The 11,993-nt window shown below is 61.4% G+C and carries 18 protein-coding genes and 1 pseudogene; 18 read left to right on the top strand and 1 reads right to left on the bottom strand.

Annotated elements, in window-relative coordinates:
- Nucleotides 1-190: 190 nt before the first annotated feature.
- From EGH23_RS16920 to EGH23_RS16870, 11 genes and pseudogenes are all read left to right on the top strand, one after another.
- Nucleotides 191-724 carry a DUF7342 family protein gene (locus EGH23_RS16920; RefSeq protein WP_220581164.1) on the top strand — a complete coding sequence of 178 codons (534 nt, stop codon included), beginning with the start codon at nt 191-193 and terminating at the stop codon, nt 722-724.
- A gap of 8 nt (nt 725-732) precedes the next feature.
- The gene (locus EGH23_RS16915) at nt 733-1,167 is read left to right on the top strand and encodes a toxin-antitoxin system TumE family protein (RefSeq protein WP_220581163.1); all 435 of its coding nucleotides are present in this window, start codon (nt 733-735) and stop codon (nt 1,165-1,167) included.
- Nucleotides 1,168-1,438: 271 nt separating this feature from the next.
- On the top strand, nt 1,439-1,774 hold the full coding sequence (locus EGH23_RS16910; protein WP_220581162.1) for a hypothetical protein: 336 nt from the start codon (nt 1,439-1,441) through the stop codon (nt 1,772-1,774).
- Nucleotides 1,775-1,958: 184 nt separating this feature from the next.
- A complete protein-coding gene (locus tag EGH23_RS16905; RefSeq protein ID WP_220581161.1) occupies nt 1,959-2,249 on the top strand; it encodes a DUF8069 family protein in 291 nt (96 codons plus the stop codon).
- A complete protein-coding gene (locus EGH23_RS16900) occupies nt 2,249-2,575 on the top strand; it encodes a DUF7558 family protein (protein WP_092635683.1) in 327 nt (108 codons plus the stop codon). Before EGH23_RS16905 ends, EGH23_RS16900 begins: the two co-directional genes overlap by 1 nt.
- A gap of 71 nt (nt 2,576-2,646) precedes the next feature.
- Nucleotides 2,647-2,949 (top strand): annotated as a pseudogene (locus tag EGH23_RS16895) (hypothetical protein).
- Nucleotides 2,950-3,462, top strand: a complete 513-nt coding sequence (locus tag EGH23_RS16890; protein WP_220581160.1) for a PIN domain-containing protein — start codon at nt 2,950-2,952, stop codon at nt 3,460-3,462.
- Between the two features lie 31 nt (nt 3,463-3,493).
- The gene (locus tag EGH23_RS16885; RefSeq protein ID WP_220581159.1) at nt 3,494-3,823 is read left to right on the top strand and encodes a DUF8158 family protein; all 330 of its coding nucleotides are present in this window, start codon (nt 3,494-3,496) and stop codon (nt 3,821-3,823) included.
- Between the two features lie 354 nt (nt 3,824-4,177).
- Entirely contained in the window at nt 4,178-4,501 is a 324-nt protein-coding gene (locus tag EGH23_RS16880) for a hypothetical protein (protein WP_220581158.1), read from the top strand.
- Nucleotides 4,491-5,357: a DNA-binding protein gene (locus EGH23_RS16875; protein WP_220581157.1), complete on the top strand. Its 867-nt coding sequence runs from the start codon at nt 4,491-4,493 to the stop codon at nt 5,355-5,357. The genes EGH23_RS16880 and EGH23_RS16875 overlap by 11 nt, the downstream gene beginning before the upstream one ends.
- Before the next feature lie 558 nt (nt 5,358-5,915).
- Entirely contained in the window at nt 5,916-6,299 is a 384-nt protein-coding gene (locus EGH23_RS16870; RefSeq protein ID WP_119712830.1) for a DUF7987 family protein, read from the top strand.
- Nucleotides 6,300-6,693: 394 nt separating this feature from the next.
- Here the strand turns inward: EGH23_RS16870 and EGH23_RS16865 are convergent, their stop codons facing one another.
- Nucleotides 6,694-7,089: a hypothetical protein gene (locus EGH23_RS16865; protein WP_220581156.1), complete on the bottom strand. Its 396-nt coding sequence runs from the start codon at nt 7,087-7,089 to the stop codon at nt 6,694-6,696.
- 297 nt (nt 7,090-7,386) lie between these two features.
- Here EGH23_RS16865 and EGH23_RS16860 point away from each other — a divergent pair, with 297 nt between their 5' ends.
- The 7 genes from EGH23_RS16860 (at nt 7,387) to EGH23_RS16830 (ending at nt 11,969) form a co-directional block, all read left to right on the top strand.
- Entirely contained in the window at nt 7,387-8,313 is a 927-nt protein-coding gene (locus EGH23_RS16860) for a transcription initiation factor IIB (RefSeq protein WP_220581155.1), read from the top strand.
- Nucleotides 8,314-8,412: 99 nt separating this feature from the next.
- Nucleotides 8,413-9,300: a biosurfactant protein 1 gene (locus EGH23_RS16855; RefSeq protein WP_220581154.1), complete on the top strand. Its 888-nt coding sequence runs from the start codon at nt 8,413-8,415 to the stop codon at nt 9,298-9,300.
- Between the two features lie 129 nt (nt 9,301-9,429).
- Nucleotides 9,430-9,618 (top strand): DUF8012 family protein, encoded by a 189-nt coding sequence (locus tag EGH23_RS16850; protein ID WP_049983731.1) that lies wholly within the window; start codon nt 9,430-9,432, stop codon nt 9,616-9,618.
- Nucleotides 9,619-9,724: 106 nt separating this feature from the next.
- A complete protein-coding gene (locus EGH23_RS16845) occupies nt 9,725-10,105 on the top strand; it encodes a hypothetical protein (protein WP_058366987.1) in 381 nt (126 codons plus the stop codon).
- A gap of 68 nt (nt 10,106-10,173) precedes the next feature.
- A complete protein-coding gene (locus tag EGH23_RS16840; protein WP_220581153.1) occupies nt 10,174-10,836 on the top strand; it encodes a DUF6735 family protein in 663 nt (220 codons plus the stop codon).
- A 37-nt stretch (nt 10,837-10,873) separates the two neighbouring features.
- On the top strand, nt 10,874-11,158 hold the full coding sequence (locus EGH23_RS16835) for a DUF7967 family protein (RefSeq protein WP_220581152.1): 285 nt from the start codon (nt 10,874-10,876) through the stop codon (nt 11,156-11,158).
- Between the two features lie 61 nt (nt 11,159-11,219).
- The gene (locus EGH23_RS16830) at nt 11,220-11,969 is read left to right on the top strand and encodes a helix-turn-helix domain-containing protein (RefSeq protein ID WP_220581151.1); all 750 of its coding nucleotides are present in this window, start codon (nt 11,220-11,222) and stop codon (nt 11,967-11,969) included.
- Nucleotides 11,970-11,993: the final 24 nt, after the last annotated feature.

Raw genomic sequence — 11,993 nt, 5'->3', positions numbered from 1 at the left:
CCGAGAAGTCCTCCCTCGAGCCTCTGATTCCGTGAGCTGAGAAGATTAACCAACAGGCTCGCTATATCACGCTGCTTGTTGGTTAACTACGCTGAGTCTCGCCGTGAAATGGGGGCTACCGCAGGATATTGTGGTTCAGGAAACTATTCCTCGAAATAAGAACTATATCCTCTAGTCTACAAGCCCACATATGTCCGAGTCAGACGCCGCCGATGGGCCGCCCCCCTTCGAGGATGCGTTCGCCAGCGACGACGTCGAACAACGCATCTACGGCACCATCCTACAGACCCGCGAGCCGACGACGGCGAGCGCGATCGCCGACAGCGCCGACTGTGACCCCAAGACCGCCCGGAAGTATCTGGGGTGGTTCGACGACCTCGGCATCGTCACCCGACACGATGGCCATCCAGCCACGTACGAACGCAATGACGCGTACTTCGAGTGGCGACGCATCAACCAGCTCGCAGCCGACCACTCCGTCGAGGACCTGCAGGATCGCGTTCGTGAACTCACGACGCGCATCACCGAGTATGAGGAGGCGTACGACGCTGCGTCACCGGCTGCCGTCGACGCTGTCACCGCCGCGGAGGGCAGCGACGAGCGAACCATCGACGACGTGTACGGCGACCTCGCCGACTGGACGACCGCCCGCGAAGAGCGTGACCGCTACGAACGGGCGCGCCAGCAACGCACGGGTAGCGAACGCGAACAGGCATCCGGGTAGCCCGCTCGATGGTGCCACCGACAGGCGATGACGGGATCCCTGCCCCCATCGATCGTCCCATCCTCGAATTCCACCAGACACGGATCCAAGCCACCGGACAAGTCTCCCACGCGGCCATCACGGATACAAGGGGCCATCTCGAGCTTCAGGTCGTCTTTGCATCGTCATACTACCCAGCGTCCGTCGACGACGCAACCCTGACTGTCCACTGGTACACGAACGACGACTTCACAATCCACTATCAAGAGGTCCATTCGGAGCACACCTGGAAATGCCGATGGGATCAGCATCCGAACCCCCACAATACGCGCGACCACTTCCATCCCCCACCCACCGCCCCGACACCCGGTGACGATGATTCGTGGCCGACCGACCATCGTGATGTCCTGCAACTGATCCTCGACGAGGTCGAAGACCGGATTGCAGCACTGTGGGACGAATAGGCGACTCCCCCGCAGTGGCGTTTATCGCGCCGACCAAGGGTGACGGCGCTCAGCCCGATGGGCATCACCACGAGAGCCGTCGTGGTGTCCAGCCTGGTGTCAGCTGAGCGCGGTCACAGGTGAATCCATGTCTACGTTCAATAACTCCGAGACAGCGAGTGCATCGCCGTCAGAAAACCACACGAGCCCACCCCGAGAGACCGAGGACACAGAGCCACAGACAGCCTGGCCAGACGATACGAGCAGCGAGGATGGAACACCAACGCTCAGAATGAACCACTGTCCGGAGTGCGGGGCCCGTCGCTTCGTCTCAAAACTCCTCGTGTACGAGATCACAGGCTACGACGAGGGCGGCGAGCAAGAATTCCGCCGCCAGCATGTCCGTGCAGAGTTCGAATACACCTGCAGTGAGTGCCAGACGACACTCCGGACGCTTCCCGCAGATCGCCGCGACTACTACGATGAAGTCGCGGTCCTCGAAACAGAACGGCGGGCAGCCCTCCGTGATCAACTCCGCCAGCTGGGGAGGCGGGTTTGGCAGCGCCTTGCAGCGCGGACGACGTGGCTGGCACTTGGACTCGTGACCGGGCTCGTGATCGCACTCTAACAGACCGACAGCAAGGGGTGGCTCACAGTAGGTGTTGGAGTAGCGTCTTGCTCCCTTCCAACCAGGAACGAGGCTAGCTGAAGGCAGATCGCTGACGTAGGACATCGTGCCCGCACCGCAGGTGTGTCTATCGGCGCCAGGAGGCGTGAGGCGCGCTCGAAGCGCGTGCAGAAGCGTGATTCCTATGTCTGGTCAAGATACCATCGACGACACGACAAGCGACTACGACCGGCTCGAAACCGAACTCGTTGCACAGGACCGGGATGCGTCCCGGGTCGCGACGGCGGACATCGACGAGGCGACTGCCCGCCGTCTCGTTGGTGACCTCGTCGAGGACGATGTGGTGACGCCGATCCCTGACCAACGCATTCTCGTCCACGAGCCCAGTAGCAAGCCCTTCGAGTCGATCACCCAGCTCGCCGTGTTCCATCGTGGCTGGCAAGCCGCCACCGACGTCGACGTGGAGGACAACTGATGCAACAGACGCTTTCTGGGTGTGCGTTCTGCGATTCACCGCCCGGTGCAGAGATGGGCGAGGCGCATACGTGGGGGAAAGACGAACGGGTGACGCACCCAATCTGTGTCGACTGCGCCACCCAGACGCGGTCGGATCCCGACGAGCGCGACCACCACGCCTGCGACGGGTGCGGACTGGTCGTCGACGCCCTCGCGGCACTTACCCGGTTCCGCGTCGAACTCGGCCATCTCGAGGGGCCGCTCCAACTGTGTGCTCGCTGTAGCCCTGGTGGGCTCGCGACGTACTGGACGCGTGACCTCACGGAGCACCTCGTTGCCGAGTGACGCTTAGCCGAGTGAGGCTCACATCGTACACACGAAAACGGCTAAGTGCGTTGGCTCACAATGCACACATCATGAGCACCGATAAGAAGCGCGTGCAGTTTCGGGCCCCCGATCGGCTCATCGACCGGGCCGACGCACTGGCCGCAGTCCTCGGGGAAGACTGAACAGATATCCTCGTGACCGCGCTTCGGGAGTACCTCCAAGACGCCGCTCATGACGACGCACTCACCCAGGAGATCGCTGCCGCCTATTACGACGATGAGATTGCCTTCGATCAACTCAAAGCGCTCGTCGGCGCCGAGGAGGCGGCAAACCTCCGAGTGTTGAAACAGCAGTTGGACGAGGACTTCATCGACGAGGTCGCCGACGCTTAGATGTCGCGGCTTATCGCAGACGCCTCCGCCCTCGTGAGTCTCGGGATCGTTACTGACGACGATCCCGATCCACTCGCACTCTGTCTCTCCCGGTACGAGGTCGTCGTCCCAACGGCGGTCATCGATGAACTTCGAGAGATTGCATCCTACGAGGACGTCCATGGACACGCCGCGTCCGCCGTCCTCGATCAAACGGAGTCATTCACGACACAGTCGGTCGACCTCGATGCCGAGTTTCCGCTCGATGACGGTGAAAACGCGGCTGTCACCCTCGCGAACGATCTCGACGCTGCGCTCTTCCTCTGTGACGAGTTCAACCAACTTGGCTTGATCCACGCCTCCCTCGCTGATACCAGGCTCGTCACGACACCGACGCTACTCTCAGTTCTCGTTCGAACTGAACACCTATCAGCTGCCGATGCGCGGCTGCTCCTCGATGCGATCAGTGACGCCCGTAGCTGGGGCGCGAACAGTTACGTGCAGCGAGCTCGCTCGTTGCTCGAGGGGACCTAACACCGTGGAGGATCCTTCGAAGTGAACAGAAATGCCCGATAACGACGCTCTCTACGACGTTCGTGAACGAACGAAGAATCCCGAGCACGCATCAGTTGACGACGTGGTCAAACTCATCCTCGAGCGCGCACAGCATCCCCGGACGGAGCACCGGGATGCACATCTCGACGAGATGATAGCGACTGTCGTCGACAGGTACGGGACCGATCCCATCCGCACCGTCGTTCACCGCGTCCTCGTCGACCACCACCCCTTTCGGACTGCCACGCATGACCTCGAGATGCGTAACGTCGACGGTGTTCGTATCGGGACAGCAGCCGGCCAGTTCCTGACAGAATTGAACGCGCAGCACGACGATTGAAATACAGTTTCTGAAAGCCCTCGGCCGCTCGGCATCCCGCGACCACTGCTGCGCGCCTCGTGCCTGCGGTGCTTGCGGGGTCGGGGGACGGCCGAGGCGGCCTCGCCCTTTCTGAGTCCACCAGGACGGTAGCTGGATCGCCGAGTGTCGCGGCCGGCTAGACAGGTGTGTCCGTTATGGCCCGCCCCGCTCGCCGCGTTCCGCCCTCCGCGTCGCTCGCGACCGACCATTCCGGGCATGCGGGCGCTCTCCGCACCGCCCGCGCCCGTTCCGGGCTAAAATGGATGTGCCCTCGGCGCCAGCGGGTATCCCCGTCGGTTGCGCCCCTTGCGGGCTTTCGCGTTCCAGCGCTTTGTGCCGCCTGCGCTGTCGCGCGCCACACCGCGGCGCGCGTTCTCGGCGACAGTCGCCCTGGACACGGACCCGCACATCGGGCCGGACACGAGCGGGCATATCCCGCTGGCCGCTCGCTCCGGGCGGGTCGGCGCGCGGTGCTGGATGGTCGTCCGCCTCGGGCGCGCTCTCGCTCGCGCCCAGGAGGGCGCTCGCGAAGGCGCGAGCGAGAGCGCGCAGACGAGTCTGTCGGTTGTTGTCGTCGAGGAAATCCGCGATGTTGTAGCATCGCGGTGTCGGGCGCGTGAGCGCCTTCAGGAACCGGTGAGTTCCAATGTCAAGTAAGAACGTCTCCAGTGAAGTAGTTTCGGTCGATGAACAGGCTTTCGAGAAACACGATGACGTCGAGGTCGACGAGGACGGATTCGAGGTCGTCGACGAGACCCCGGAGTTCCGGGCGACGGTCGACATGGAAGTGCAGGCGAAGGTCGATTCCAACCATCCGGACGCGCGGGTCGAGGAAGGCCCGGATCACCTGTACGGGAAGACCCTCGAACAGGAAGAGCGCATCGAGGCCCGGGAAGCCGAGCTGGAGCACATCAGTGCCCAGGCGGAACTCAGTCAGCAGGAGGGACGCGCGAAGCGGACGCGGGAGGTCGTCGTCGAGCAGTGTGGCCGGGACGAGCCCGAACCGGTGGAGTGCACGGATCCCCGAGAGAAGCTGACGCAGGAGGAACTCGCGGCGGTGAACAAGCAGGCGATGCGGATCAGCGATGAAGTGCAGGGCGGCTGGTCGAGAGCGGTCGTCGCGAAGCAACTGGCCGAGAAGGTGCAGCGCGGAGAGGACGTGACGAAGGCGGTGCTGGAGACCCTTGAGGAGTTGAAGGCGGCGCCGGGGGCGATCGTGCCCATCGCGGACGTGCCGGACGTCCCGGTCGGTGAGGTGACAGTTCAAGGAACTGTGCAGACCCTTTGGGAACCGAGCAGTAGCGCGATTCAGCAAGTCGGGCTGATAGCGGATGACAGCGGGAAAATCAAGTTCACCTGCTGGGAACGGTCGAATCAAACCGTGGTGCGGGAAGGCCAGACAGTGCGGTTCCGGGCAGCAGCGAAAAACTGGTACGAAGGTCGGTGCTCAATCGCGCTGACTGGGTGGTCGGATATCCACTTCCCAGAGCGCGGTCGGTGGTGGGAAGCATAGCCAGTCGGAGCACTCTTCTTTTTTTTGCTGTGTGCCGGACCGACCCAGACCCCGCCACCCCACCCTCCGCTCCGTGCTCGCTCCCTACGGTCGCTGCGCGCGCAGCCACGACCTTGCGGACTAATAGAGGAGATCATAGACAGTCCCTCCAGAGGTCGAGATCAATCTATGCTTCCTGACGTGACTAGTACGTAGAGCGTGTGGACTGAACGAGGTGGTTCACCAGCGACGAGCGGCTTCATAGGCTACTGTGGTTGGGAGGAGGACAACCAGTAAGACGAACGTGATTTCGCCTATTGTTGGGCCAGACTGCGTGAGGGCGCTATAGACATACAGTACGGCGACAGCAAGCACACCGACAATAGCGGTGATGTATCGAGGATCACCCCACGAGGACGGAAATTCTGAACCAGACATACCTTTCGAAATTCCTGCTGGCATGATATATCTTCCCTCTGTATGCAACACGGAAATTCTATCGAGTACTGTAGGCTGGTCTCAGCGGTCAATTCCCCGATATAACAGGGTGTTATATGTCGTGGCTATCAAAATAACCATATGCCAACAACTGTGGATAACGAGGAAGCCGACCGTTCACGCACAGAGTTGGCCGGGCTCGCAGCCTTGGGGCTCGCGTACGTGTTCGCCGGTCTGGGGTTGTTCTACGGACTTGCAATCGACTCAATGCAGGTGTTCACCGCTGCAGTAATCGCGATTTTAGTACTGCTGGCTGTTTCAATGGGCATCATCGTACGGAACGAACCATTTGTTTCCCGAGAGAACGTTGTGATTTCAGTCTGTGTATTCGTAGCGGTGGCGCTCTTCCTCGGATTGAGTACCTTCACTGCTCTTCCGTATACCATGCTTGTCGGCGTCCTCATTCTCGTCGGCGTAATTATTCCTGGGCTGGTTCTTCAGTATGGGCCGTCAATTGTCAATTGAGATAGCTCACTCAATACCCTGTAACTACCAATTAGAGTGGTCGGTCGATGTTATGGGATGAAAACAGGCGATGGTGAGTTGAGGGAGGCTTATCGTACATAGCGCTCGTTTGATAGAATCCAACTGTTCTCAGATACTGCCCGTTCGAACCGTTCTCTGTGGCTATACCTCGACGGCTACGCTGACTGCGTCTCTGCACGAGTTTTCCGGTACAAATAGACGAGCAGCCCTGGTACTCCCAGGAACCCATACGTGACCCCGCGAAGTTGCGGCGAGGACAATCCTCGTTTCACCGAATCCCGGTACACATAGTACCCGACCGTCGGCCAGAAAATCAAAAGATACAGCCCCATACGAACGAGGAGGCCGTTGTATGCAGTGAGCCAATCCATACTCACGCCGTCGACTGTTGTCGCCGAGCGACACGCCAGATCAGGACCCCGAGCCCGACAGCGACAGCGTAGCCGAGGACGATGAGCGGGTCACGTCCGTTCACGAGCACGTCGTAGAGCACGACGAACCCTCCAAGCACACTCCCGACGATCAACCAGAGAAGCTGGCTGCCTTCGGTCTTCGCTTTCAGTTCGAAGCCAGTCACTAGACGGATCCCGACCATTACCGCTGCCAGCACCGCTGCTGTGAGGAGTGGTAATCCCAGCGCAGTGAGCGCTGTTGCCGCAAGCACATCTGTCGACGTGAGGATAAGCGACCAGCCAAACAGGCCGATGGCCAGCCAGACGACGCTCCGCCAGAGCTCCTCGTTGATGATTTCGCGCGTATCGGGTTTCATAACGGGAAAACTACGACTTGGGCACCAATAAATGTAGTCTGGTTGGGATTCAGACATCCCAGTCGATGAGGAGCCGGAGCGACGCGCCCCTTTTTGCTGGTGTGTACGCGGTCACCGCCACCTCCCACCACCTCCACGGTCCGGGCTGCTCACGGCGCACAGCGCCGTTGCGCGGCCGGGCTTTCGCCACCGCAGTCCATCGGTGTCAGCGACGTCCTGTGTGGTGTGTATTTGCCCCGTGATGGGTGAGGGGCATTCCGAGAGACGCGATTCGCGTGCGTCCCCTCGTGTGTATTCATGGCAATCAGAGACATCTACGAAACTGGCTTCGACGAAGACGTCCAATCCGACACGAAATCGAATCAGTGTCCCGAGTGCGACGGCCGGGTCACCACCAACGCGGTCGAAACCGTCTGCGAGGACTGTGGCCTTGTCATCGACGAGCAGCGAATCGACCACGGGCCAGAGTGGCGAGCGTTCGACGAAGATGAGCGCGAGCGCACAGGCGCTCCGTTGACGGCGGCACGACACGATCGAGGGTTGTCGACGGAAATCGGCCGCGGAACCGACGCGAACGGGAACGAACTCTCCGGGCGGAAGCGCCGGCAGCTATCCCGGATGCGACGAGAACAGTCCCGGGGTCGGTTTCAATCGAAAGCCGAGCGCAATCTCGCCCACGGCCTCGGTGAAGTCCACCGGATCGCGAGCGCACTCGAACTGTCCGAGACGATCCGTGACCAGGCGTGTCAGCTCTTTCGGAGTGCGCAGAACGAGGATCTTCTGCAGGGCCGCTCAATCGAGGCGATGGCCGCCGCGAGTGTCTACGGAGCGTGTCGGTGCAACGGGCGGCCGCGAACGCTCGACGACATCACCGAGTCAGCGCGCGTCGAGCAATCGCGGGTGACGAACGCATACACGACGCTGAATACGGAACTTGGCCTGCCGGCCCAGCCCGTGTCGCCGAGTGCGTTCGTTCCGCGGTTGGCCTCGGAGCTCGACGTCTCCGATCAGATCCGGCAGCGGGCTCGGCAGCTGGCGGAAGCATCCGAATCGACCGGAGCAACCACGGGGGTTCGACCATCCGGGTTCGCCGCAGCCTGTCTGTACAAAGCTGGACGCGAAGACGGGCGGTGGCTCACCCAGTCGGACATCGCTGAAGTAGCGAACGTCTCAGTGGTCACCGTGCGGACCCACCGCGACACACTGGACGAACTGGCTGTCTAACGCCCACACTGCTGATTTTCGGTTGTATTTTGTTGTCTGATTGATGTGAGAGCCATTGTTTAAATCCGAAGACGAAGCATGATACGGCCAGATCACTCTATGACCGACCAGTACGCCGACTACGAAGCCCTCCGACCGCTCGGCGAAGCGACCCACGTTCCCGACGATCAACTCGCCAGTAGTAGTGGTGAGCCCCGGCGGCAGCGCTCCGGTGGCGTCGACGCGGGCTATCCAGACGGCCCGACAGCAGATGAGACCGAGTGCGCTTCCTGTGGAGCGTCAATCCCCGCTGGCCAGTCGAAGTGCCGGTTCTGTCTCACGAACCATCTCGAAGGAGCCGACGACCAGGACACATCGACTGCCGAATGCACTCTCCTCCACGTCGTCCAGCTGCTCGTTGAGGCGTCGACGTTCTACGGCGCCGTCGGGAAGGGATCTGCTGCGGCGACCCTCCTCGCGAAGGCAGATGATGACCCAGTCGTCGATGACTGCAAGCTAATCTACGACCTCGACGAGGAACCGGCCCCACAGCTTGTCGATCAGTGGCCCTCGCTCCCCTCGGCGACACGAGTCACGTCTGAATGTGGTACTCAGCTGCTCACGTCCGCTCGCAACCAGACATCGCCGCCAGAGACGACGACGTCGTGTCATGACGGCGAACACGCGACGTTTCTCTACGACGAAACCGGGAGCGCGGTTCGCACCGAAGAGGGGCTTGCAAGCCTTCGTGAGGACGCAGACGACGACTTCTGGCTGGTGCCAGCGATTGCGCTCCAGGAATCCGTTGACAAGACCGATACCGAACAGCCACGACGCGAGCGCCCAAACAGGACTCACCTCGAGTGTCGGGAATGTGATCAGGAGACTAAGCATCGATTCCGCGAATTCGAGGCTGTCCCCGATGATGAGTGGACCGGGCAGCCCATGTGGGAGTGTCAGCGGTGCGGGACACCTCGCTATGGACCCGAACCAGAAGCCGATCAATAGAGACGGAGTCAGTTTAACCAACGGACCTGATATCGACTCGTTCTGTTGGTTAACTAGAGGTCAGTTCGTGATCACTCCCAGACTGCCCGCCGGTGTTTTTTCGCGCCGGAAATTGGCGGAGGCGCACACATGGACCCACGAGACACCCCCGGCTATCGACTCCACCGCGCGCTCAGTAGCCTCACCAGTATCGACAGCGACCAATTGGAGCCCGCTGATCAAGAGCGAATTAGCACCGCGACGACGCTCCTCGAGCAGGTGGATGTTCTCACCCAACCGAATACGACGAGGGACGGTGACGTCAACAGAGAATCCTGACAGCTCGATGCATCGGCAGCGCAACGTCATGTGGCCGTCACAGCGTGAGCAGTTGCTCGCCCCCTGAAGGGGTGCGGGGGCGCGAGACAGCTCCCGAGAACAACCGATGGCAACTCTCCAAGCCGCAACGACATCGACCGGCGCGCTCGTAACAGACCCACAGGCCGTCCGCCAGCTCTGTGAGAACCACTGCTTCGGGACGCTCAACTGGGAGGTGGACGACGACGGCGAACTGATCATCTGGGGCTACGATAGCTTCGAAGTGTACGAGGCCCGTGAGAACGGGCTTCCTGACTACGACGGTGGCATCGTCACCCACGAGTTCCTCCGGTCGCTCGCGGAGTATCTCGAACCGGACGAAGAATTCGACATCCAGACAGCCGGATTTACCAAATGCCGATTTCCCGTGCTGGCGAAACGGTACGTCGTCCGCGACGGTGAGGTGCTGTACGCGGACCTCAGTTCCCCCGACCCGATCGACGAGTAGCGTTGTTCGTCCCCCGGGAGGGGTGCGGGGCGATCCAGTCGTGGATCGTTCTGCGAGGTGATTGTTCAATGGGCCACCGCGCACTTGTTGCGTACGAACGAACCGACGGACAGTACACGCTCCATTACTCTCATTGGGGTGCATCAAATCTGAAGCTCAAGCACCGAATCTCGGCTGAGTCGCCGTTCGGTGGCGAAGACACCGACTCCAAGTGGGCGAAACAGCTGCTGGCGGAGTTAGCCGATGGCCTCGAGGCAGATGCCGTCGACGGCTACCTCGCCGGCGAAGACCGACCGTCGACGGTCGTCGAACCGAAGCCCCGTGCCACCGGGCTCACCCTCGACGAGATCGTCGCGGACCATCTCGACTACCTCCACCACGAGGCGTTCTTCGTGGTGTCGACGACGTTCGAGGTGACCGCCTATCGGACGCTGTGGTTCGGGCTCCAGTACGACTCGGAGACGGTCGAACAGGGAGAGACAGTCGGGAACGGCGCGCTCGCGACGGTGCGCTGGTACGACGGCGAGCCGATCGGCGACGGCCACCTGCAGGGCCAGTTCGCGGCCCTCAAAGACGTCGTCGGCGATATGATCGACAAGGGCGTCTTCACACCGTCAACGGCGAGACAGTATCTGAAACGGAAGCTCGCTGAGCGGGTCGGAGACCGACAGGAGCTGCTTATTCCGACAGGAGAATCACCCTTCGAGAAGGCGAATCTCGGCAAGTCGTAACACCAATCCCTTAGTGGATATCGGGGGATGTCTAAGTATGTCAAATCAGTCTGAAGATGACGTTCGTGTTTGGCTTGTCGAACGGACGTACTCCGATGACGAACAGAACCTGATCATCCTCACCTACGCAACGCCCGATGGCGAACAGTACTATCGGAAGGAGCGGGCGCTAACCTCATTTACCGATGTCCGAGATACGACGGCAGCAGTCGATGCTGAACTCGACAATCTTGGCATGGTCGATGAGCTAGACCTCCAGGAACAATACGCGGCCGAAGCGCAGCGAATGCAGGAGGTCCACGACCCGGACGACGTGATCTGATACCCGCCAGTAGACATCACCCCGGACCATGGGTTATGTCGTAGGAGGCCGTACACAGGATATGCGCGAACTCATCTTCGCACTCGAATACGAGCCGGGCTGTAACCGGGTGGCTGACGCTCTCGCCGACCACTCCGACGCCCGCGTCCGCTCGCTCTCGCTGTACGCCACTGCCGAACGTCTCTGGCGGGTCGACCATGCTACCGGAACTCCTGAGGCGCTCGACGCTATCGAGGACGCCTTTCTCACCGGCGACTACTACGCCGACTGTCTGGCGACTGAGGATTGCGGCGCCACACAGACCACCCGCGTCCTCGACCGCACGGACGACGCGCTCATCCTCTACTCAGATTGGGAGCGCACCCCTACCTGCGCCTCAGTCCCCCACATCGCTCGCGACCACCTCGGCGACGGCGTCTTGTTCGAGACCCGTCACGAGGGCCGCCACTACACGTGGCGACTCATCCACTCCGGCGATGGCGACGTGGCGGCGTTCTTCGACGCGCTGGAGGCCGCCGTCGGGGAGTGCGCCCAGATGGAGATGCTCCGCACAGCGGACACGACGACAGCAGCGGGGGGACGCGACGGGACACCGAGCGGCCTCCCGCCAGCCCAGGAGGCCGCGCTTCAGGCCGCGGTCGAACACGGCTATTACGAGTCGCCCCGCGAGGTCGACGTCGGCGAGCTCGCCGTGCATCTCGACGTGCCACGGTCAACACTCACCTACCGACTCCGGCGGGCGGAAGAACATTTAGCGAAGCAATATGTCGCCGGCGAGCGGGTAGCTGAAGAACGGCTGGCATCGCACTGAGGGCCGCAGTTGGAATATTCCAAC

The sequence above is a fragment of the Haloarcula nitratireducens genome (assembly GCF_019599505.1).
Note: the sequence above shows the minus strand (reverse complement) of the source record. Positions and strands in the feature narration are given on the sequence as shown.